Source organism: Euzebya sp. (assembly GCF_964222135.1).
GTDB lineage: Bacteria > Actinomycetota > Nitriliruptoria > Euzebyales > Euzebyaceae > Euzebya.
The window spans coordinates 108,108-130,581 of record NZ_CAXQBR010000094.1 but is presented as its reverse complement, the minus strand read 5'-3'; the positions used below and the strand labels follow the sequence as shown (position 1 = coordinate 130,581).

Sequence of the window (22,474 nt, the reverse complement as noted above, 5' to 3'; positions counted from 1 at the left end):
CAGGGAGGGTGGGTCAGGTGGCGGAGGCGGCCGGCTCCACCTCGTCGATGAGCACCGCGAGCGGCGCCGGCACACCGATCAGGTGCCCCTCCAGCAGGTCGCATCCCATCGCGCGGAGCTGACGGCGCTGGTCCTCGGTCTCGACCCCCTCGGCCACGACTCGGAGGCCGAGGTCGTGGGCCATGTCGATGATGATGCCGAGCAGCGTCGGCCGGCCGGGCGTGCCGAGGCGGCGGACGAAGCTCGGATCGAGCTTCAGCAGGTGCACGGCGCGGTCCGGCAGGTACCCGAGGGCGGAGTAGCCGGTCCCGAAGTCGTCGACGGCGACCTTGATCCCGTGCGCGGCGACCGCGGCCAACGCCGTCGCCGTGGGGCCGTCGCGGTCCAGCAGGGCAGCTTCGGTGACCTCGATCACCAGCCGTCCGGGGTCGACGTCCGCTGCCGCGACGATCGCGGCGACGGCGTCGGCGAAGCCCGGGAGCTGCAGCTGGGTCCGGGAGACGTTCACCGCGACGCCCACGCCGGAGGTCCGCGGGGAGGCGTCGAGGGCGATCACCGTTCGACACGCCTCCTCGAGCACCCACAGGCCGATGTCCGCCATGGCACCGATCTCGTCGGCGACCGGGATGAACTCGGCGGGCTCGACCGCGCCGAGCACGGGGCTGGTCCAGCGCAGCAGGCACTCCACCAGGACCACGTCGCCGCTGGTGGCGTCCACGATCGGCTGGTGCACCAGCGACAGCTGGTCCCGCGCGAGGGCGCTGCGGAGGCCGTGCTCGATGTCGAGCCGGCGGAGGGACGCCTGCTGCATGGCCGCGTCGTACACCTCGACGCGGTCCCGACCTGACTCCTTGGCCCGGTACAGCGCGCTGTCGGCATCCCGGAGCAGCACGTCCGGCGCGGTGGACCCCGCGGGCGACGCCACCCCGACGCTGACCGCCGGCCGCAGCACGTAGCCCGGACCCGTGATGGGCTCGGACAGGGCGCTGCGGATCTCGGCGGCGATCGTCGACGGCGAGCGGTCGTCCTCGCCGAGCAGCACGAGGAACTCGTCGCCCCCCATGCGCACGAGGTGGTGGGTGGGGCACAGCTGGCGCAGCCGCTCGCCGAACTCGACCAGCACGGTGTCGCCCACGTCGTGGCCGAGCCCGTCGTTCACCAGCTTGAAGCGGTCGATGTCCAACATCACCGCCGCGCTGACCCGTCCCTCCCGCAGCATCTGCGCCAGGTGGGCCGCCAACCACGCGCGGTTGTGCAACCCGGTCAGGTCGTCGGCGTGGGCCACGTCCTCGAGCTGGTGGCGGGCCACCCGCCAGCGCCGGCCCGTCTGCCCCACCCGCACGGCGAGGACGACGAGGAGGGCCACGTGGAGGGCGTTGCCGATCGTCGACGACGCCGACTCCCACAGGTGGGTGGAGGCGATGATGGCCAGCTCGACGGCCACCGCCAGGACGGCCGGCAGCCACATCAGCGCGACGTGCCGCTGGTCGTCGTCCTCGACGCGCCACACCTGGCGCTGCCCGCCGACCACCGCGAGGGTCGCGAGGACGTGGCCGGCGATGTCGGCCGTCGACGCCCACGAGCGCATGATCAGACCGTCGTCCTCCACCAGCAGCACCGCGAGGACGTAGGCGCCCAGCCCGGCGACGCACAGGGCCACCTCCGCGGTGCCGACGGCCTCCCCCCGCACGACCAGCAGCGCGATCGCCCACACCGCGATGGAGATGAGGATCACGACGGCGATGCTCACCGTCGACGTGCCGGTCCCGAACCGCGGCTCCCACACCCACTCCCAGGCGAGGAGTGCGGCGGCGAGCCCGACCAGGGCGGCGTCGAGCGCCGCCTGCCGGGTCCTCCGCGGCCTGAGGACCGCCCACCACAGCCCGAGGCCCACCAGGGGCAGGCCGACGAGGCCGGGCACGCCCACGCGCCAGAGCGGATCGAGGTGGAGCAGCTCGCCGACCGCGTCGACGCCGGCCAGCACCGCCGCCCCCATCCCGGTGAGGCGCCAGCCAGCCGCGGTGGTCCCGGGCCTGAACGCGCCGTCGGACCGCGGCCGCCACCGCGACAGCATCGCCACGGACCCGCCGATCGCGGCACCGATGCGCGGCTCGCCGACGACGGCGCCGAGGGCGAGGCCGACGCCGAGGACGGACAGCGCGCCCGCCCGCGCGCGGAGCGGGGTCCGCCGGACGGTCTCGAGGAGGGCGGGGAGGGCGGGGAGCGCCACTAGGCCACCTCCACCCGTCCCCAGTCCGCCACGAGCACGTCGGCCGGGACCGGGCGGCTGTACAGGTACCCCTGGTGCAGCACGCAGCCCATCGCGAGGAGGGCGTCGCGCTGCGCGGGCGTCTCGACACCCTCGGCGACCAGCAGCAGCCGGGACATGCGGGCCAGCCGCACGAGGGTCGGGATCATCGACCGTCGTGGCGCGCCGTCGGGCGTGGGCGCGTCCAGCGGCGTGACGAACGACCGGTCGACCTTCAGCACGCTGACCGGGAAGGTCTCGAGGTACGACAGGGCCGAGTAGCCGGTCCCGAAGTCGTCGACCGCCAGGCGGATGCCCGCCCGCGACAACTCGAAGAGGGCCTGTGCCGCCGGACCGCTCGGGTCGAGCAGCGCCGATTCGGTGACCTCGACGACGAGCCGGTCCGGGGTCAGCCCGTGGACGGCCAGCTGGTCGCGGATGTGGTCGAGCAGGCCGGGGACCAGCAGCTGGACCGCCGAGACGTTGACCGTCAGGTGCGGCACGGCGCCGCATCCGAGCGCGGCGTCGAACGCGGCCAGGTCGGCGCAGGCCTGCGTGATGACCCAGCTGCCGATCGGCACGATCGCGCCGATGTCCTCGGCGACCTCGATGAACTCACCGGGGCCGACCGGGCCGAGCGACGCGCTCGTCCAGCGCAGCAGGACCTCCGCGGCGACCAGGTCGCCGGTGCGGGCCGACACGACCGGCTGGTAGCAGACCGACAGCGACCCGTCGACGTGGGCGGCGCGCAGGCCGCTCTCGATCGCGAGGCGGCGGAGGGCGGCGGCGTGGAGGGAGGAGTCGAAGCACACCACGCGGTCCCGCCCGAGCTCCTTGGCGCGGTAGAGGGCGATGTCCGCGTCCCGGATCAGCGCGGTCGGCTCGACCGCGGCGGTGGCGGTGGCCACGCCCACGCTGCCCGACACCTGCAGGTCGCGGCCGTCGACCGCGATCGTGGCGGCCAGGGCGGCGCGGATCCGCTCGCCGTACGCGGACGGGTCGCCGGCATCGCGTGGCACCACGACGACGAACTCGTCGCCGCCGAAGCGGAACACCGCATCGGAACCGGCGACGGCGCGGAGCCGGTCGGCCACGGCCACGAGGACCCGGTCGCCGACCTGGTGGCCCAGGCTGTCGTTGATGACCTTGAAGCGGTCGACGTCGATCAGCAGGACGCTGACGCCGGCTGCGGCCCCGCCACCGGCGAGGATCGCCTCCAGCCGGCGCACCAGCTGGGCGCGGTTCCGCAGCCCGGTCAGCGGGTCGGTGGTGGCGAGGTGGTCGAGGTCGGTGTGGATGCGACGCCAGGCCCGGGCCATCATGACGACGCGGGTGGCCACCGTGAGCAGCAGCAGCGCCTTCAACGCCCCCTCGAGGGGGTGGGGCGGGATGTCGCGCAGACCGGTGACCACCCCGTTCCCGAGGAACGACCCGACGACGAGCAGCGCGGCCACACCCGTCCCGCCGAGCGCCTCCTCGGCGACCCGCGCCGACCGCTCCCCCGACAGCTGGCCGCGGACGACGGCGAGGGCGGCCAGCCCGTAGCCGATCCCGGTGGAGAGCTCCGCGGTCCGGTAGGCCTCCGACGGCCCACCGCTCGGCTCGACCAGGGCGACGCCGAAGGCCAGCAGCGCGAGGGCGAAGACGACGAGCTCCGCACGGGGCCGCGGGTCGCGGGCGGCGTTGGTGAGGACCGCACCGGCGAGGGCCGCGATCAGGCCGAGCAGCACCAGGGTCACGGCCACCTCGCCGATGACCATGCCGGCGAAGTCGTCGACGACCCAGGACCAGCTGAGCAGCAGGACCGCGAGCGAGATGATCGCGACGTCGACGGAGGTGGTCGCCGAGATGCCGCGGACCAGCGCACCCCAGGCGCCCCTGAGCGTCGCGGGGAGGGTGGCGAGGACGGGGACGGCCATCAGCGCGATCGGAGCGGCGTCGAGCACCGACAGCAGCGCCGTGGACGCGCTGGCCATCGCCATGCCGATGCCGAGGATCCGCCACGCCCCGGGGGTGGAGTCGGGGGCGACCGGGTCGAGGCCCACCAGCCGCCGCCACGGCACGAGGCACACCACGACCATCAGCGGGGCGGTCACGGCCGCGTCGTACCCGAGCGCGGTCTCGGCCGGGATCAGCGCGGCCAGGACCACGGCGAGGGAGACGACCACACGTCGTCCACGCTCGCGCTCGCCCACGGCCGTTGCCATCCCCATCTCATCGGCGGGGACGACCCCCGGGTTGAGGGGGGATGGTCAGGGTCCTCGCGGCTCAGCCGCAGGCGCCCCCGTCCAACCGGTCGATCTCCTCGAGCACCGGGTCCTGGATGACCGTGCGCCAGCCCAGGACCAGCACCTCGACCTGCGGGTCCCCGCAGGTGCTGAGCAGCGCCTGCGTGGCCGGCGGCACGGTGTCCGCCCCGACCACCAGCAGGGCGCCGCCGAGGTCGGCGGCGAGCCCCGCGGCGGCGAGCCCGAAGATCCAGCCGTCGTCGGCGAAGCCGTTCAGGACCAGTGCGGTCCGGGGTCCGTCGACACCGTAGTCGAGGAGCTCGGTCGCGATCGCGCCGGCGGTGTCGGCACGGTCGGTCCCGGCGATGCGCCGCGAGCCGGGCAGCGCCGCCTCCACCGCCGGGCTGAGCGCGGCGTCGCCGCCGAGCCGCACCGCGGTGGCGTCGGTGTCGGCGACCAGTGCCTCGACGGCCGGGTGGAGGTCCTCGGACGGGGTGACGACCACGGGGGTGCGAGCCGCGGCGGCGTACGCGCCACCGGTCACCGAGTCGGCCCACGCCGCGGTGGGGTTGTCCGCCGGGCCGGTGCCGCGGGCGACGAGGACCTCGTCGGTCGACCCGCCGAGGGCGATCACCTCTCGCGCCACCGCGACGGCGGTCTCGAACCTCGACGGGCCACTCAGCCGCTCGGGGGTCAGGCCGAGCGCGCTGACGGCGTCGGCCACGGACTCCGCCAGCGCCGCCGTGCCGCCGAGGAGGTACACGGTCCCACCGGGGGGCAGCACCCGGGTGAGCTCGTCCGCCACGTCGGGTGCCAGCTCGTCGGTCGGGGTGAACAGGATAGGCCCGTCACCGCTCAGCGCGCTGCCGGCGAGGGAGTCGGCGAAGGCGTCGTCGCGGCTCAGGATGGCGTACGCGGGTCCCGCAGCCTCCCCCGCGAAGGACGTCGAGGGGTAGCGGGCCTGGGACACCGCGGTCGAGTACGGACCCGCGTCGGTGAACGCCGCCCGCTCGGTCGTGGTCGGGTCGCCGTCGGTCCCGCCCGGCTCGAGCGGCGTGTTGGGGGCGGGGTCGGCCGGCGGCTCCGGCTCCGGCGGCGTCGGGGGCTCGGGGGTCGGACCGCCCCGCAACGGGATCTCCTGACCCCAGTCGAGCCCCTCCCCGGAAGCGGCGCCGACGAGCTGGGTCGGGTTCGACCCGTCGATGCCGGCGACCCAGACCGACCCGTCGGTGCCGCGGAAGGCCACGCGGGTGCCGTCGGGTGACACGGCGGCGTTGATCGCGTCGACCGGCGTCGGGATGGCGGCGAACCCGGTGCCCTCCTGGTCGGGTGCGGAGCGGCACAGCTGCAGCGGCCCGCCGTCGCTGATCCGGCAGCTGAAGACGACCTGGTCGCCGTCGGCGTAGTAGCGGCCGTACCCGGCGGCGGCGTACTTCCCCGCGGCGACCAGCAGGTCGGTGGGGGACTCGCCGAAGTTGAGGAGCCGCAGCCCGCCCAGCCGCCCGCCGGCGGTGAAGGTGTAGAGGACCTCGTCGCGATCGGTCTGGCTGGGCGTGCCGTCGGGGTCGAAGTACCCGTTGGCCCCACCGCGGTTCGCGACGATCGTCGCGGCCCGCCCCTCGAAGAAGTACACCGCCCCGATCTCGTCGCCGCCGTCGGAGTAGAAGAACCGGGACGTGTCGAACCCCCAGGAGGGCGCGTACGTCTCCGCCACGAACGACCCGGAGAGGGGATCGAAGTCGTTCCCGGGGGTGACCGGGTTGATGTAGTGCATGCCACCCTGGCGGGTCGGCTCCCCGTCCTCACCGATCAGCTGGTACTGGGTGATGACGTCGCGGCCGCTGACGTCGTAGACGTCGGGGTGGTCCTCCCAGCGGTCGGCCGTGGCGGTCAGGTTCCGCTGGTCCGTGCCGTCGGGGCGCATCGCGACGATGTCGCCGTCGAGGCCGACGTAGAGCCACCCCGGTCCGTCCTGCGCGGTCGCGGGCGTGACGAGGGTGGCGAGGAGGACGAGGGCGCAGAGGAGGGGGGTGGCACGACGCATGGCCGCACGCTATCCCCCGCCCCTAACGAACGGCTAACGACCGACCTACGACCCGTGGCAGCGCTTGTACTTCTCCCCGCTCCCGCAGGGGCAGGGGTCGTTCCGGCCGACCTTCACGTCGTTGCGGACCGTGCCGGTCTGGGCTGCCGCGGCGGCCGCGTTCTCCTTCGCCGAGCCCGGGGCGGCGGCCGTGGTGGACCCGGCGGGGACCGAGTAGCTGCTCGATCCGCGGGCCGGGGACGCAGCACCGCTCTGGGAGGAGGAGTAGCTCAGCTGGGCCTCCATCGGCCTGCTCGAGCGGCCGTCGAGGGACGGGCGGCGGATCGTCGGGCGTGGTGACGCCGCCTTCGCGCCGTTCCCCGACTCGTCGGCCGGGGGGGCCTCCTCGGTGCGGACCGGGAGGTTGAAGAAGTAGCCGACCGACTCCTCCTTGATCCGCGCCTGGATGTCGACGAACGCGTTGTAGGCCTCGCGCTGGTACTCCACCAGGGGGTCGCGCTGGCCGACCGCCCGCAGGCCGATGCCGTCGCGGAGCTGATCCATCTCGTAGAGGTGCTCACGCCACACGCGGTCGACGACGCTGAGGATCACCCGTCGCTCGACCTGGCGCATCGCGGCGGCGCCGACCTGCTCCTCACGATCGCCGTAGGCGTCCATCACGCGCTCCTCGAGCGCCTCGCGCAGCTCGAAGTGGGCGTCCTTGCCGGCGTACGCGGCGGGGTCGATGTCGAGGTCGTCGATGCCGAACGTGGTCTGGACGCGCTCGGCGAGCTGGTCGAGGTCCCACTCCTCGCTGAAGACCCCGGGCGGGGCGAAGAGCGTGGTGAGGTTCTCGACGGCGTCCTCGACGAACTGCTCGGCGATCGCCTCGACCTCGCCGTCCTCGCCGTGGAGGACGGTGTCGCGCTCGCGGTAGATGATCTTGCGCTGCGCGTTCATCACGTCGTCGTACTTGAGGACGTTCTTGCGGATCTCGTAGTTCCGGCTCTCGACCTGGGCCTGGGCCCGGGCGACGGCGTTCGACACCATCTTGTGCTCGATGGGCAGGTCCTCGGGCATCTTGAGCCGGTTCATGATGCTCTCGACGGCGCTCGCGTTGAACAAGCGCATCAGGTCGTCCTCGAGGGACAGGTAGAACCGCGACTCACCGGGGTCGCCCTGACGGCCTGAACGGCCGCGCAGCTGGTTGTCGATCCGACGGCTGTCGTGGCGCTCGGTGCCGCAGACGTACAGCCCGCCGAGGTCGAGGACCTGCTGCTTCTCCTCCGCGCACTCCGACTCGTAGCGGGCCAGCGCGGCGTCGTAGGCCGCCTGGAAGCGCTCGCGCCACACCTCGGTCGGCTCCACCTCACCGGTCTCGGGGTCGAGCACCGGCTCGGCGCCGGCTTCGCGCTTGGCGACCTTCGTCGCGAGCGCCTCGGGGTTGCCGCCGAGCATGATGTCCACACCGCGGCCGGCCATGTTGGTGGCCACGGTGACCGCGCCGAGGCGACCGGCCTGGGCGACGATGTCGGCCTCGCGGAAGTGGTTCTTCGCGTTCAGGACCTCGTGGCGGACGCCGGCGACCGTCAGCCGCTTGGAGAGCTGCTCGGACCGGTCGACGCTGACCGTGCCGACGAGGACCGGCTGGCCCTTCTCCTGACGGGCCTTGATGTCCGCGGTCACCGCGTCGAGCTTCGCGTCGAGGCTCTTGTAGATCTGGTCGGCCTTGTCGTCGCGCTGCACCGGCCGGTTCGTCGGCACCTCGACGACACCCATCTCGTAGATCTCGGCGAACTCCTTCTCCTCGGTCTTCGCCGTGCCGGTCATGCCGGCGAGCTTGTCGTAGGTCCGGAAGTAGTTCTGCAGGGTGATCGTGGCGAGGGTCTGGTTCTCCTCCTTGATCGTCACCCCCTCCTTGGCCTCGATGGCCTGGTGGAGCCCCTCGGAGTACCGCCGCCCGTGGAGGGTGCGACCGGTGTTCTCGTCGACGATCAGCACCTCGCCGCCCTCGACGATGTACTCGTCGTCGCGGCGGAACAGCTCCTTCGCCCGGATGGCGTTCTGCAGGTGGTGGATCAGCGGGGTGTTGGCGTTCTCGTAGAGGTTGCCGACGCCGAGGAGCTCCTCGACGCGCTCCACGCCCTCCTCGGTGACCGCGACGGTCCGCTTGGCCTCGTCGACCTCGTAGTGGGTGTCCCGCGTCAGCTTGGGGGCGATGCGCCGGGCGAAGATCTCGTACCACTGGCTGGACTGGTCGGCCGGGCCGGAGATGATCAGGGGCGTGCGGGCCTCGTCGACCAGGATCGAGTCGATCTCGTCGACGATCGCGAAGTTGTGGCCGCGCTGCACGAGCTGGTCGGGGCTCAGGACCATGTGGTCGCGCAGGTAGTCGAACCCGAGCTCGTTGTTGGTCCCGTAGGTGATGTCGCAGGCGTAGGCGGCCCGCTTGTCCGCCTTCTTCTGCTGGGGGTAGACGTAGCCGGTGGTCAGGCCGAGGAACGCGTAGACGCGGCCCATCCACTCGGCGTCGCGGCTGGCCAGGTACGGGTTGACCGTGACGACGTGGACGCCCTTCTCCGCCAGGGCGTTCAGGTACACCGGGGCGGTCGACGTCAGCGTCTTCCCCTCACCGGTCTTCATCTCGGCGATGTCGCCCTGGTGCATCACGATGCCGCCGAGGATCTGGACGTCGAAGGGACGCTGCTTCAGGACCCGCCAGGCGGCCTCGCGGACGGTGGCGTAGGCGTCGAACATGATGTCGTCGAGCGTCTCGCCGTCGGCCAGGCGCTTCTTGAACTCGTCGGTCCGCGCTGCGAGCTCGCCGTCGGACAGGGCCTTGACGTCGTCCTCGCGGGCGTTGACCTCGTCGACGGACTTCCAGAGCTGCTTGAGGCGCCGCCCCTCACCGAGACGCAGCAGCTTGTCGAGCACCATGGTGGGCTCCCTCGTGTCGTGATCCTCTTCAGACGCATCGCCAGCGCCGTGCCCGCGACCCGTCAGGTCACCTCAAGGGTATCGGCGTGGTCGGCGAGGAACCGGTCGAGGGGGACGGGACGTCCGATCAGGTAGCCCTGCAGAACGTCGCAGCCCATCGCGACGAGCGCGGCCCGCTGCGACTCCTCCTCGACGCCCTCCGCGACCACCCGCAGACCGAGGTGGTGAGCCAGATCGACGAGCGTCCGGGCGATGTGCCGCCCGTCCGGCCGGTCGATCCCGGTCGAGGTCCACCAGCAGCAGGCCGTCCACGCCGCGTGCCGGCGCCGCGATCGTGGCGTGCGCCGCCCGCAGCGAGCGGATCGCCACGACGAGGCGCACCAGCGCGAGGGACGCGATGAGCGGCACGAGCGCGGTCTCGATCGCGTCGCCGGCCTCCGCCGCGCCGACCACGCCCTGGTCGACCGCGATCGTCGCCAGCGCCCCCGCGGACGGCAGCCACGGCCCGCCGGGGGCTGGTGGCGTGCGGGGTCGGGGGTGCGCCGGGGCCAAGCGCTGACCGCGGACGACCGCGAGGAGCAGCAGGGCGTGCCCGGCGGCGTCGAAGACCAGCATGGCGGTCGTGGTCTCGACAGCAGGCGGCGCCCCGATCACCATCGACGCGACGTAGCACACCAGCCCGGCGGCGAGGGCCACGAGGGGCGCCCTCGACTCCCGCTCGGCCCGGACCCCGTCGAGTGCGGCCGCGGTGATCGGGACCATCAGGACGACGAACACCACGTCGGAGGCCGCCGACGCCACCGTCACCCGGGGGTGGGGCTCCCACAGCCACTCCCACGCCACGTACCCGGCCGGCACCGCGATGATGGAGGCGTCCAACCAGGTCGTGAGCCGCGGTGCGGACCGCATGACGGCGATGCGGGCGCCGTCAGACGAGCAGGGGGCCGCCGACGAGCGTGGGGAGGAACACCAGGGGCGAGGTGCGGCTCGCGAGTCCGAGGACCAGCCCGGACCCGATGACCGCGACGGCCAGCCCGGCCGCGATGCGCTGCCACCCCCGCTCCCACGCCGACTACGTCGGCCGGGACACCCCCCAGACGAGCCCGCGGGCTACTTGATCTCGAGGAGCTTCTCGCGGACCGCGTAGACGACGGCCTCCATGCGGGAGTGGAGGTGGAGCTTCTCGAGGATGTTCCGCACGTGGTTCTTGACGGTGTTCTCGGAGATGAACAGCTCCTTCGCGATGTCGCGGTTGTTCATCCCCTTCGCGACCAGCGTCAGGACCTCCATCTCCCGGTCGGTCAGCCGGGGGGCCGGCATCTGCTGCTTCTCCTCGTCCTTCTTCGCCATGAGGGCGAACTCGTTGAGGAGCTTCGAGGCCATCGACGGGCTGATCAGGGACTGGCCGGCGTGGACGCTGCGGATCGCGTCGGCGACCTCGTCGATCGAGATCTCCTTCAGCAGGTACCCCGACGCGCCGGCCTTGATCGCATCGTAGAGGTCCTCCTCCTCGTCGGAGATCGTCAGCATCAGGATCTTGGTGGAGGGGACCTTGTCCTTGATCGCCTTGGTCGCCTCGATGCCGGTCGTGCCGGGCATGCGCACGTCCATCAGCACCAGGTCCGGGATGTGGGACTCGGCCAGGGCGATGACCTCGTCCCCGTCGTTCGCCTCGGCCACCACGTCGATGTCCGTCTCGGACTCGAGGACCATGAAGAGCCCGCGACGGAACAGGGCGTGGTCGTCGGCCACGATCACCTTGATCGAGTCGCCCTGGGACTCAGTTCCCTGGGATGGCTGGGTCATCGTTCCACCTTCTCGTGGCGTATGGTCCTCTGACCCAGCCTAACCCGTGCTAGCTAGTGCGGTCAGGCTCCTCCCCCGGCGGCGGCCATCGCGGATGCGCTGGTCACGCCCTCGATCAGCCCGACATCGCCGCTCTCCCGGCGGTACACGACGTTGGGCTCACCGGTGCCGGCGTTGGTGAAGAGGTAGAAGTCGTGACCGAGCAGCTCGAGCTGCAGGACCGCCTCCTCGGGGAACATCGGCGTCAGCTCGAAGGACTTGCGCCGGACGATGGAGGGCATCGGGTCGTCGTCGGCGTCGTCACCCGCGCGGGTGGCCCGGAGGTCCGGCAGGTGGCCGTTGGCCTTGGGCTCGTCACCCTTCGCGCGGCGGCCCCGGTCGACCAGGCGGGTCTTCCACCGGCGCAGCTGGCGCTCGAGGCGGGCGATGGCCTGGTCCAGCGCCTCGTGGTGGTCATCCCCCCCGCCGACGGCGCGGACGGTGTGCCCCTTCGAGCGGGCGGTGATCTCCACCCCTGCGGGGTTCGGTATCCGTGGGTTGACCTCCTCGGAGAAGCAGATCTCGAGGTCGATGATCCGGTCGAAGATGCGCGTCGCGTGCTCGACCTTGCGCCGCGCCTCGTCCTTGACCTTGCTGCTGACCTCGCAGTTGCGGGCTCGGAGGATGATGTCCACGTGGTGCTCCTGTTCGGTTGTCATGTCGCGCGCAGGCGTCACGGCACTGCGCTGACGACGCAGAACGGCCCCGACGTGCGCGTGGGCGCAGGACGGGGCCGTGGGTCTCGAGGAACGCGTCGGTGCCGAGCTGGAACCCGGATCAACCGATCACCTCCTCAGCGTCGCTACCGATACTGTGGTCGGAACACCGCGCGGATGCAAGTGGTTGGAAGGTCCACCGACATGCCCACGACGTCACAGAAGTCCGACCGGTCGCGCATCGCCCAGCTCGAGTCCTGGTGCGAGCTCTTCGAGGGCTGCACGCGACTGAACGAGCTCGAGCCCCGCCAGCAGGCCGTGGCGCTCGGGGTCATCCAGCGCCTCCGACTGGTCCCCGGCGAGTCCATGGAGGCGGTCGTCACCGACGGGACGGGCAAGCTCCGCGTCGTCTGGACCGGTCCGGAGGTGCTGACCGGCCTCGAGCTCGGTCGCGGCCTCAGGCTCGAGGGGACCGTGTGCCGCGACGGCGGGATGCCGACGATGCGCAACCCCACGTGGTGCCTGGTCCGCGATCCCTACTCCTGCTCCGAGGACACGCGCCGCTGACGTCAGCGGCGACGGGGGTCGCCGATGAGGGCCCGTCGGACCGCGTCGAGGGCACCGCCGGGCACGAGCGCGAGGACCTCGTCGTCCTCGGCGAGCGGCGTGGTGCCACGGACCGGTAGCACGCGGGTGCCGCGGACGATCGCCACGATCGCCGAGTCGGTGGGCAGGTCGAGGGCGTCGACGCGCATCCCGACGCCGACGCTGTCGGCGTCCAGGCGGACCTCGAGCAGCTCGATCTCCCCCCGCTGCAGCTTGAGGAGGGAGATCAGGTCGCCGCTCAGCACCTCCTCCTCCACCAGGGCGGTCAGGAGGTGCGGGGGCGACACGGCCAGGTCGACGCCCCAGGAGGCGTCGAAGAGCCACTCGTTCGTCGGGTAGTTGACCCGGGCGAGCACGCGCGGGACGGCGAACTCCTCCTTCGCGAGCAGGCTGATGACGAGGTTGTCCTCGTCGTCGCCGGTCAGGGCCACCACGACGTCGGCGTCCCGCACCGCCGCCTCCTCGAGCACCGCGGGCGAGCAGGCGTCGCCGTCGACCACGGTGATCTCGGCGCCGGCGATCTTGGCGAGCGCCTCGGCCTTCCGCTCGATCAGGGTCATGTCGTGGCCCCGCCCGGCCAGCTCGGCGGCGAGGTAGCGGCCGACGCCGCCCGCACCTGCGATCACGATGCGCATGGCGTCAGCTCCCCTCCCCCTCGTCGAGGGACGTGATGAACTCCTCGGCCTCGCGGAGGGCGCTGCGCTGGACCGCCAGGTGGATCCGCTCCGACGCCTGCACCAGCTGCCGCGGCACCGGGACGGTCGTCTGCCCCGTGCGCGTGACGGCGACCAGCATCCAGCGCCCCTGGCGCGAGAACGACTCGACCTCCCACGGGCCCGCCGGCGCGGGCGGCAGGTCGTGGGCGATGACCACGACGTCCCCCTCCCCCGGCCCGATCGTCGTCTCGACGCGACCCGACCGCTGCATGAGGTGGACGAGGATCGCGTCGGTCGTCCAGCGCGCGGTGGCGATGGTCGTGACGCCGTGGCGCTCGTAGATCTCGGCCCGCTGCGGGTCGTAGATGCGGGCGACGACGTTGCGGACCCCGAAGTGGTCGCGGGCGGTCCGGGCCGACACGATGTTCGAGTTGTCGCCGCTGGTGACGGCGATGAACGCATCCGCCTCCTCCACCCCCGCCCGCACGAGGGTGGTGCGGTCGAAGACGATCCCCCGGACGGTGCGGCCGCCGAACGCCTCGCCGAGCCGCCTGAACGCCCGGTCGTCGCGGTCGATCACCGCCACGTCGTGGCCGGCCTCGTCGAGGGTCCTGGCCAAGCCGGCCCCCACGCGGCCGCAGCCGCCGATCAGGACGTGCTTCGTGGTCGTCGCGTCAGTCACCGGCGTCAGTGTGTCCGATGCTGCGTAGGCTACGCACACCGATGGCGATTCTCTCCTCCCTCAAGCGCCGGCTGATCGGGGACCCGCGCGCCAGCGGTGAGCTCACCGAGCAGGTGCTGCCCCCGTCGCTGGGGCTGCCCGTCTTCGCCTCCGACACGCTCTCCTCCGCGGCGTACGCGACCGAGGAGACGATGGTCGTCCTCGCACTCGCCGGCGCGGGCGCGCTGTCGGTGGTGTGGCCCCTGTCAGGGCTCGTCGCGGTGCTCATCCTGATCGTGGTCGTCGGCTACCGCCAGACCGTCCGGGCCTACCCTGACGGCGGTGGGGCCTACCGGGTGGCCCGCGCGAACCTGGGCGAGCGAGCCGGCCTGGTCGCTGCTGCCGCCCTGCTGATCGACTACACGCTCACGGTGGCCGTCTCGGTGTCCGCGGGGACGGCGGCGATCGTGTCGGCGTTCCCCGAGATCGCACCGGCTCGCCTGATCGTGGGGCTCACGTTCCTCGCCGTCATCGCCGTGATGAACCTGCGTGGCGTCCGGGAGTCGAGCGTGCCGGTCGCCGTGCTGGTCTACGGCTTCCTGATCGTGATGGCTCTCATGATCGGGCTCGGGATCGCCCAGTGCGCGTCGGGGTGCCGCGAGGTGCCGTTCACCCAGACCGTGCTCCCCGACGTGGGTGGGGGGCTGACGATCCTGATCGTCCTGCGGGCCTTCGCGACCGCCTCGACGTCGCTGACCGGCGTCGAGGCCGTCTCGAACGGCGTGACCGCGTTCCGCCGACCCGCGGCGAGGAACGCGGCCCTGGTGCTCGGGGCCATCGGCCTGATCGCGGCGCCCCTGTTCGCGGGCATCGCCTACCTGGCGACGCGGATCCCCGGCGTGGTGGCCTTCGAGGGCGTGGAGCGGACCGTCACCTCCCAGATCGCCGCCGCCGTCTTCGGCCAGGAGTCGGTCCTGTTCTTCGCCGTGCAGGTGGCGACCGCCGCGATCCTGTTCCTGGCGGCCAACACCGCCTACGCCGACTTCCCGCGGCTGGCGTCGACCCTCGCGATGGACCGCTACCTGCCGCGGCAGCTGTCCCGGCGGGGGGACCGCCTGGTCTTCTCGAACGGGATCCTGGTCCTGAGCCTCGCCGCCGGGATGCTGATCGTCCTGTCGGGCGCGCGGGTGACCCTGCTGGTCGGCCTCTACGTCGTCGGCGTGTTCACGGCCTTCAGCCTGTCCCAGGCAGGGATGGTCCGGCACTGGCTGCGGCAGCGGACGCCCGGCTGGCAGGCGAGGATCGCGGTCAACGTCGTCGGCACCACCGCCACCGCCTCGGTCCTGGTGATCGTCCTGGCGACCAAGTTCACCGTCGGCGCCTGGGTGATCCTGATCGTCGGGCCGCTGCTGGTGTGGCTGATGACCGGCACCAAGCGGCACTACGACGCCTTCGACGCCGCCATCCAGCACCTGGGCCTGCGCCGGGAGCCGCGCCGCCCGGTGCGGGTCGTGATCGTGGAGGACCGGGTGGACGCGGCCACGGCCTCGGCGGTCGCGTACGCCTACGCCGTCGGCGCCCAGTCCGTCGAGGCGGTCCTGGTCCCCACCGGCGCACGGCGCAGCGACGCGCGCGAGCGCTGGCGCGCGCTCGCCCCCGGCCTCGAGGTCCACGAGCAGGCGTCGGGGCTGACCCAGGTCCCCTCCACCGCGATGCGCAACGCGGCCACGGCGGCCGCGGCCGAGCACGCCGACGCGTTCACCGTCGCCCTGGTGCCCGAGACGCGGAGCGACACCTGGCTCGACGTGGCGCGCCGGCACCGGATCGCGCAGCGCGCCAAGGCAGCCCTGGTGGCCGACGGCAGCGTCGTGGTCACCAACGTCGTGGCGCCCATCGGCGGTCCGGGCCCCTACCAGGTCATCGAGCCCGTCGAGCACCACGTCGTCGTGCTCGTCAACCGGGTCCACCAGGCCGCCATGCGGGCCATCGCCTACGCCGAGTCCCTGCAGGCGACGTCGGTCCAGGCGGTCTCGATCAACGTCAGCGGCGCCCGGTCCGGCGAGATCCTGAGCGACTGGCAGCGCATCGGGCTGACGATCCCCCTCGACATCATCGAGAGCCCCTACCGGTCGGTCGTCGACTCGTTGCGGGACTACGTCGAGGAGTTCGAGCCGGACGGCCAGCACACCGTCGTCACGGTCGTGATGAGCGAGTTCATCATGTCCCGCTGGTGGCAGCGCTCGCTGCACAACCAGTCGGTCCTGCAGCTGAAGAGCACCCTGCTGTTCATCCGCGGCGTGGTCACGACGAGCGTCCCGACGCAGCTGACGAGCCTCGACCCGGATCGCCTGGAGCCCGGCGACGAGCCGCGGACGGCGGCCCGGGCGACGCTGCCAAGGTGACGCACAGCACGCGCCGGGCGCCGTCTCGGCGCAGCGCCTGCGCGGCGGCCAGCAGCGTGGCCCCGGTCGCGCGGACGTCGTCGACGAGCACGACCGCCGCGGGCGGGCGAGTCGTCACCTCGTAGGCGTCCGCGGTCACCCGCCGGCGGTCGGCGGCAGCCATGGTCCCGTGGTCCGCCCGGTCGCCGACGGCGCGGAGGAGGGGGACGGCATCGCGGCCCGCCAGCACCTCGGGGAGGTCCAGGCCGCGACGACGGCGGCGACGGCGGGTGGCGGGCACCCAGGTGCGCGGCACGCCGTCGGGCAGGTGGGGGGTCAGCAGCGTGGCGAGGCCCCTGGCCCCGGCCCGCAGCGCGTCGGTCTTGACCCGCTTGATCGCGGTGGACAGCGGCGGGCCGTAGGCGTAGGCCGCCACGGCGCGGATCCCGTCGTCGAGGTGGTGGCGCACCTCGTCGGTGACGAGCGCCTGCCCGCAGCGGTCGCACAGCGGCTCGGCGCCGCACCAGCGGCACGCCAGGCAGCGGGGTGGGAGGAGCAGGTCGACGAGCGCGCGCACCCCGTGCATGGTGGCCGTCGGCGGGGGCGTCCGCCGGGCCGGTGCGTGCGGGCTGTGGATGGGTGGGTCGCCAGGTGGGGCACTAGGCTCTGGCGCCATGCGCGCTGTCTACGTCGAGTCCTTCGATGCCGAGAACCCCCTGAGCGGCCTGGTCGTGGGCGACCGCCCCGAGCCGGAGGTCCCCGACGGCTGGGAGCTGGTCACCGTCCAGGCCGCCGGTCTGAACCACCACGACCTGTTCAGCCTGCGGGGGGTCGGCCTGAAGGCCGAGCAGCTCCCGATGATCCTCGGCGGGGACGCGGCGGGGGTGACGGCCGACGGGCGGGAGGTGATCTGCCACGGCGTGGTCGCGGGCCGCGACGGGCTTGCGTCGGACACCGACCCGGACGTGCCGTTCAGCCTGTTCAGCGAGCGCTGGCCGGGCACCCACGCCGAGCGCCTGGCGGTCCCCTCGGTCAACCTGATCGACAAGCCCGCCGAGCTGAGCTTCGCCGAGGCCGCCTGCCTGCCGGTGGCGTGGCTGACCGCGTACCGCATGTTGTTCGTCCAGGGCGGGTTCCGGCCGGGGCAGACCGTGCTGGTGCAGGGGGCGGGCGGCGGGTTGTCCACCGCGGCGATCCTGCTGGGCCGAGCCGGGGGGCTGCGCATCTGGGTGACCAGCAGGTCGGAGGAGAAGCGCGCCCGGGCCGTCGAGCTGGGCGCGGACCAGGCCTTCGAGTCCGGCGCGCGGCTGCCCGAGCGCGTGGACGGTGTCCTCGAGTCCGTCGGCCAGGCGACGTGGGAGCACTCCCTCAAGTCCGTGCGCACCCAGGGCACCGTCGTGGTGTCGGGGATGACCAGCGGCGACATCCAGGGTGGGCTGGCCCACCTGTTCTTCCGCCAGCTCCGCGTGATCGGCTCGACGATGGGGACCCGGGCCGAGCTCGCCGACCTGGTCCAGTTCCTGCTGACCACCGGGGTCCGCCCGCTGATCGACGCGACGTACCCGTTGGAGGAGGCCCGCACCGCGTACTCGCGCATGGTCGAGGGGGACCTCTTCGGGAAGATCGTCCTGACCGCGTCATGACGTCGCGCGGACGCGCGGGCGGACCGAGCGCCGTCATCTTCGACATGGACGGCGTGCTGGTCGACTCCGAGGTCATCGCCATCGAGGTGGAGGTGGCCGCCCTGGCCGCGGTCGGGGTGTCGCTGACGCCGGCGGAGCTGGCTGCGCGGTACGTCGGCACGTCGGCGGTGGCGATGCGCGGGATGGTCGTGGAGGAGTTCGGCGTGGACCTGGACGACGCGTTCTGGGCGCGCCTCGAGGCCGACAGCCACGCCGCGCTCGCCGAGCGGCTGGTGGCGGTCCCGGGGATGCGCGCGGTGGTCGAGGGGCTGGCGGTGCCGTGCGCGGTCGCGTCGTCGTCGTCGCACGCGCGGATCGCGCTGTCGCTGCGGACCGCGGGGCTGGCGGATCTGTTCGAGGTGGGGGCGCGGTTCAGCGCCGAGGACGTCGAGCGGGGCAAGCCGGCGCCGGACCTGTTCCTCCACGCGGCGGCGGCCCTGGGGGTGGAGGCGCCGGCCTGCGGGGTGGTGGAGGACTCGCCGTTCGGCGTGCAGGCCGCCCGCGCGGCGGGGATGGACGTGATCGGCTTCACCGGCGGCGGGCACGCGGACGAGGCCTGGGCCGCCCGCCTGGGCGCCGCCGGCGCCGCGGTGGTGGCGGCCGACGCCGCGTCGCTCGGGGCGATGCTGGCGGGGTGAGGTCTGGCGGTGCGGGGTCCGGGGTGCGCTGGCCGGGTCCGGGCGGCGCCGATGTGCACTTCGGCCGCTCAGGTGGCCGATCTGCACATCGTGCGGGCCCGGGTGGGTGTGGCCCACCGAACGGGTCAGCCACAGGACCACGTCAGGGTGATGCGCGCCCCGGACGGGCACCCCTTCTGCCCCTACGTGGACTGACCTGTCCCTACAGTGTCCGCGATGACCGAGCAGCCCGGCGCGCCGAAGCGGAAGCTCGTCCTGCGCGTGCAGGGCCTCACCCGCGCCTACGAGGGCGTCACCGCCCTGGCCGACTTCGACCTCGACGTCGCCCGCGGGGAGGGCGTCGTGCTGTTCGGCCACAACGGGTCCGGGAAGACGACCGCGCTCGACTGCATCGCGGGTCTGCTGACGCCGACCGGGGGTCGGATCCGGGTGGCCGGTGCGGACCCGCACACCGAGCCCGAGGCCGCGAAGGCCCGTGCCGCGACCGCCTACGTGGATGACGCCCCGATCTTCTACCGGGACCTGACGGTCGCCGAGCACGTGGAGCTGGTCGCGGTCGCCCACGGCGCCGATCTGGACGACGTCGACCCGCTGCTCGACGAGCTGGGGCTGGCCGAGCACCACGACCACCTCCCCCACCAGCTGTCGGCCGGTCTCCAGCAGCGCACCCAGCTCGCGTGCGCCCTGATCCGCCCCTTCCGCCTGATCCTCCTCGACGAGCCGACCCTCCGCCTGGACCCCGCCGGACGCGACGTCCTCCACCGCCGGCTGCACGCCGTCAAGCGCCGTGGCCGCGCGCTGGTCTTCAGCACGCACCGGCCGGACTTCGCGTCGGGGCTGGCGGACCGTGCGCTGGTCCTCTCGCGCGGCGACGTCGTGGCGGACGGCCCGCTCGACGCCGTCGTGGCGAGCCCCGAGGCGGCCGCGATCGGGATCACTCCGACGTGACGGGCGACGCAGCGGGGGACGGCGACGTCCCCGACGAGGACCTCTCCCGCCCCGACGCCCCGATGGTGCGGGCCTGGCTGCAGGAGCTGCGCACCCGGGACGCCGCACGGCGCACGCTCTCGGACCAGCTGTACCGCCTCTACGTCTGGCTCGCGCTGATCGGCGTCCCGGCCGGCTGGTTGATCGCCCAGGCGCTGGCGGCCGATCCCGCGGCCGGCTCGGTGCAGGACGCGATCCGCGACGACCTCGCGACGTGGCTGCCGGCAGGGCTGGTGCTCGTCGGTCTGCTGGCCCTCCGGCTCGGCACCTGGCGGGGGCCGGTCGTCTTCGACGATGCCGATCTCACGTGGCTGCTCAGCGCCCCCGTGCCGCGAGGTGACCTCATCCGCCCGCGCCTGATCCGCGGGCTGGCGTGGACCGCTGGCCTCGGGGTCGTGGGCGGCGTCGTGCTGTGGGTGGTGCTGGTCGCCGAGCTCGACGTCCCTCCCCTCCCCCTCCTGGCGGCCTGCACGTCGAGTGGTGCGCTGGTCGGCGCGCTGGCGGCGGCTGGGTCGTGGGCGGTCGAGTGCCGGCCCACGCTCGCCAGGGCCGTGCTGCGGGCCACCCCGCTGGTGCTGGCGGCGGTGGTGGGCTTGGCGCTGGTCACCGATGAGCTCGTCGGCGTGGCCGCGCGCTGGAGCGGGCCGTGGGGGTGGGCGACCGCGCCGGTGCAGGCCGCCGCCGGCGCGGACGTGGCGGGATGGCCGATCGCGGTCGCGCTCCTCACCCTGGTCACCGCGATCGCGGTCGTGGCGAGCCTGCAGACGGCGGGGTCGCCGACGTTCGAGGAGCTCCGGCGACGTGCCGGCACCGCCCGGGCCGTGGCGACCGGCGTGTTCTGGATGGACGTCGGCGCGGTGACGGCGGCCCGCCGGCTGGCCGTCAGCGCCCTGGTCGGTCGGCGGTTGCGGCGGATGCCGGTCCGGCCGCGGCGGGCGCTGGTGGTCCCGTGGATCGGCGCGGCGGTGCTCCTGCGCGGCCCGTGGCTGTGGGGGCGGGCGGTGCTGCTCCTCGCCGTCGGCTCGACGGCGGGGTGGGCGGCCTCATCGGCGACGTCAGACGAGCTGACCGCCCGCTTCGCCTGGGCCGCGGTCGCGGTGGTCTGCGGCTACGGGGCGGCGAGCGCCCTGGTGGAGCCGCTGAAGGTCGAGGCCTCCCAGCGCTTCGGCATCCGGCAGCTCGGCCGGTCGGCCCGGGCGGTGTTGCTGGCCCACCTGGTGCTGCCGGGCGTCGTCCTCGCGGTCATGGCCGCCGCTGCGGGTGCGGTGACCGCGGCGGTGGCCGGCGGCGGCGAGGTGGCGTGGGTGGCAGCCCTCGGTGTGGCCGCCGTCGTGCCCAGCACCGTCGTCGCCGCGGCCTACGCGGCCCTGCGCGAGCCCCCGGATCCCACCGTGATCCTGCTGTACGGCGAGACGGGCATCGCGATGTACGCCTCCCAGTCCATGGTCGGCCCCGGGGCCGCGCTGGTGGTGGGGCTGGTGCCGGTGGCGAGCTTCGCCGGTGCCGTCGACGGCGGCGTGTCGCCCGGCTCGGCGCTGGTGACGGCGGGGACGACCGCGCTGGCCCTGGGCGGTGTCGCAGTGGTGCTGCTGCGCCAGTGGCTCGGCTCCCGGGCCTGAGCCCGTCCTGGCCTCCGCTACTCGAGCAGTGCGACGGGTTGGGTGGCCACGATGTCGGAGGCCCCGATGGCGCGGAGATCCACCAGCCGCTCCCACAGCTCGCCGTTGCGGGCGACGAAGTGGACGGCGGCGAGGTCCTCGCGCCCGGCCAGGGGCAGGACGGTCGGGGACTCGAGGCCGTGGAACAGGTCGACGAGGTCGTCGATCCGGTCCCGGGGGATGTGGAGCATGACGTAGCGGTGCTGGCGGGCGGTCAGGGCGGCCTCGAGGCGCAGCTCGAGGTCCTCGAGCGCCTTGAGGCCGGGTCGGTGCACGAACTCGGCCTCGCACTCCTCGATCACCGTGAGGACGCGCAGGCGGTTCTGTCGCAGGGACGTGCCGGTCTCTGAGTTGTCGACGATCGCGTCGGCGAGGCCGGCGGCGCAGACCCCCTCGAGCGAGCCGCCCATCGCCACGACGCGGACGTCGATGCCCTCGGCGGCGAAGAACGCCTCGGTGAGGTTCGGCATGTGCGTGGCGACGACCCCGCCGGCGAGGTCGGTGTGGTCACGACGCCCGTCGTCGTCGCGGCTGGCGACGACCAGGCTCGACCGCGCGTAGCCGAGGGGCCGGGAGGTCAGGTCGGTCAGGTCGTGCTCCATCGCGATGTCGGTGGCGATGAACGCCCCGTGCAGCGCACCGGCGGACAGCGCGGCGGCCGCGTCGCGGGGGCGCATCTCGATCAGCTCGAGCGCCTCGCCGGCGTAGGCCATCGACCCCGAGCCCCGCAGGCCGGAGGTCGGGTAGCCGGCGGTCGACAGCAGCTTCAGCGCCTCGTCGCGGAGGCGCCCCTTGGAGGGGACGGCGATGCGGGCGCGCCCGCCGTTGGGCCTGCGGGCAGGGATGGCGTTCATCTCGGTCCTCGAGGTGGGACGACGGGCCGCGTCAGCGACGGCGGTCGGCGAGCTCGGCGACGACCTGGTCCCAGGACACCCCGGCGCCGACCAGGCCGGCGAGGAGGTGGAACACCAGGTCGGCGGCCTCGGAGGCGGCGCGGTCGCGGTCCACGGTGGGCGCGCCCAGCTCGAGGCAGACCTCGAACGCCTCCTCCATGATCTTCCGCTGGACCGCGACGGGGTCGGTGACCAGGGTCGCCGAGTACGAGCCCTCGGGTCGCTCGGCCTTGCGTGAGCGCAGGAGGGACTCGAGGTCGGTCAGCAGGTCGGCCATGACGGCGGCGATGCTACCGGCGGGTGGTGGAGGTGGCGATTCGGGTCGGGGGTCGGCCCGGGCACGACGGCGGCCGGCCACGTGGGGTGGCCGGCCGT

At 73.4% G+C, this 22,474-nt stretch carries 17 protein-coding genes and 1 pseudogene; 6 read left to right on the top strand and 12 right to left on the bottom strand.

Annotated features, from left to right (window positions below):
- Positions 1–13: 13 nt before the first annotated feature.
- The 7 genes and pseudogenes from ACEQ2X_RS20910 to hpf all read right to left on the bottom strand — a co-directional run bounded on the left by ACEQ2X_RS20910 (position 14) and on the right by hpf (position 11,916).
- Positions 14–2,230, bottom strand: coding sequence for a putative bifunctional diguanylate cyclase/phosphodiesterase (locus ACEQ2X_RS20910; protein ID WP_370327815.1), 2,217 nt, complete (start codon positions 2,228–2,230; stop codon positions 14–16).
- On the bottom strand, positions 2,230–4,455 hold the full coding sequence (locus ACEQ2X_RS20905; protein ID WP_370327814.1) for a putative bifunctional diguanylate cyclase/phosphodiesterase: 2,226 nt from the start codon (positions 4,453–4,455) through the stop codon (positions 2,230–2,232). The genes ACEQ2X_RS20910 and ACEQ2X_RS20905 overlap by 1 nt, the downstream gene beginning before the upstream one ends.
- A gap of 61 nt (positions 4,456–4,516) precedes the next feature.
- Positions 4,517–6,520 carry a cell wall-binding repeat-containing protein gene (locus ACEQ2X_RS20900; protein ID WP_370327813.1) on the bottom strand — a complete coding sequence of 668 codons (2,004 nt, stop codon included), beginning with the start codon at positions 6,518–6,520 and terminating at the stop codon, positions 4,517–4,519.
- A 45-nt stretch (positions 6,521–6,565) separates the two neighbouring features.
- Positions 6,566–9,436, bottom strand: coding sequence for a preprotein translocase subunit SecA (gene secA / locus ACEQ2X_RS20895; protein WP_370327812.1), 2,871 nt, complete (start codon positions 9,434–9,436; stop codon positions 6,566–6,568).
- 62 nt (positions 9,437–9,498) lie between these two features.
- Positions 9,499–9,678, bottom strand: a pseudogene (locus ACEQ2X_RS20890) (EAL domain-containing protein); the annotation flags it as partial.
- Between the two features lie 868 nt (positions 9,679–10,546).
- Positions 10,547–11,242, bottom strand: coding sequence for a response regulator (locus ACEQ2X_RS20885; RefSeq protein WP_370327811.1), 696 nt, complete (start codon positions 11,240–11,242; stop codon positions 10,547–10,549).
- 62 nt (positions 11,243–11,304) lie between these two features.
- A complete protein-coding gene (gene hpf / locus ACEQ2X_RS20880; protein ID WP_370327810.1) occupies positions 11,305–11,916 on the bottom strand; it encodes a ribosome hibernation-promoting factor, HPF/YfiA family in 612 nt (203 codons plus the stop codon).
- 225 nt (positions 11,917–12,141) lie between these two features.
- Between hpf and ACEQ2X_RS20875 the strand changes: the two genes are divergently transcribed.
- Positions 12,142–12,504, top strand: a complete 363-nt coding sequence (locus ACEQ2X_RS20875; RefSeq protein ID WP_370327809.1) for a hypothetical protein — start codon at positions 12,142–12,144, stop codon at positions 12,502–12,504.
- 2 nt (positions 12,505–12,506) lie between these two features.
- On the opposite strand, the gene ACEQ2X_RS20870 is transcribed toward ACEQ2X_RS20875, so the two are convergent.
- Entirely contained in the window at positions 12,507–13,178 is a 672-nt protein-coding gene (locus tag ACEQ2X_RS20870; protein WP_370327808.1) for a TrkA family potassium uptake protein, read from the bottom strand.
- A gap of 4 nt (positions 13,179–13,182) precedes the next feature.
- The gene (locus ACEQ2X_RS20865) at positions 13,183–13,881 is read right to left on the bottom strand and encodes a TrkA family potassium uptake protein (RefSeq protein WP_370327807.1); all 699 of its coding nucleotides are present in this window, start codon (positions 13,879–13,881) and stop codon (positions 13,183–13,185) included.
- 41 nt (positions 13,882–13,922) lie between these two features.
- Between ACEQ2X_RS20865 and ACEQ2X_RS20860 the strand changes: the two genes are divergently transcribed.
- Complete coding sequence (locus ACEQ2X_RS20860) at positions 13,923–16,262, top strand: APC family permease (protein ID WP_370327806.1); 2,340 nt, start codon at positions 13,923–13,925, stop codon at positions 16,260–16,262.
- Here ACEQ2X_RS20860 and ACEQ2X_RS20855 read toward each other — a convergent pair.
- The gene (locus ACEQ2X_RS20855) at positions 16,162–16,818 is read right to left on the bottom strand and encodes a ComF family protein (RefSeq protein WP_370327805.1); all 657 of its coding nucleotides are present in this window, start codon (positions 16,816–16,818) and stop codon (positions 16,162–16,164) included. The two genes, ACEQ2X_RS20860 and ACEQ2X_RS20855, sit on opposite strands and share 101 nt — an antisense overlap.
- A 97-nt stretch (positions 16,819–16,915) precedes the next feature.
- On the opposite strand from ACEQ2X_RS20855, the gene ACEQ2X_RS20850 reads away from it, so the two are divergent.
- The 4 genes from ACEQ2X_RS20850 (at position 16,916) to ACEQ2X_RS20835 (ending at position 21,167) form a co-directional block, all read left to right on the top strand.
- Entirely contained in the window at positions 16,916–17,884 is a 969-nt protein-coding gene (locus ACEQ2X_RS20850; protein ID WP_370327804.1) for a zinc-binding dehydrogenase, read from the top strand.
- The gene (locus ACEQ2X_RS20845; protein ID WP_370327803.1) at positions 17,881–18,561 is read left to right on the top strand and encodes an HAD family hydrolase; all 681 of its coding nucleotides are present in this window, start codon (positions 17,881–17,883) and stop codon (positions 18,559–18,561) included. Before ACEQ2X_RS20850 ends, ACEQ2X_RS20845 begins: the two co-directional genes overlap by 4 nt.
- Positions 18,562–18,777: 216 nt before the next feature.
- Complete coding sequence (locus ACEQ2X_RS20840) at positions 18,778–19,509, top strand: ABC transporter ATP-binding protein (protein WP_370327802.1); 732 nt, start codon at positions 18,778–18,780, stop codon at positions 19,507–19,509.
- Positions 19,506–21,167 carry a DUF6297 family protein gene (locus tag ACEQ2X_RS20835; RefSeq protein ID WP_370327801.1) on the top strand — a complete coding sequence of 554 codons (1,662 nt, stop codon included), beginning with the start codon at positions 19,506–19,508 and terminating at the stop codon, positions 21,165–21,167. Before ACEQ2X_RS20840 ends, ACEQ2X_RS20835 begins: the two co-directional genes overlap by 4 nt.
- 17 nt (positions 21,168–21,184) lie before the next feature.
- Here ACEQ2X_RS20835 and hisG read toward each other — a convergent pair whose 3' ends face one another.
- Positions 21,185–22,060 carry an ATP phosphoribosyltransferase gene (gene hisG, locus ACEQ2X_RS20830; RefSeq protein ID WP_370327800.1) on the bottom strand — a complete coding sequence of 292 codons (876 nt, stop codon included), beginning with the start codon at positions 22,058–22,060 and terminating at the stop codon, positions 21,185–21,187.
- 31 nt (positions 22,061–22,091) lie between these two features.
- Positions 22,092–22,376 carry a phosphoribosyl-ATP diphosphatase gene (gene hisE, locus ACEQ2X_RS20825; protein ID WP_370327799.1) on the bottom strand — a complete coding sequence of 95 codons (285 nt, stop codon included), beginning with the start codon at positions 22,374–22,376 and terminating at the stop codon, positions 22,092–22,094.
- Between the last annotated feature and the right edge of the window lie 98 nt (positions 22,377–22,474).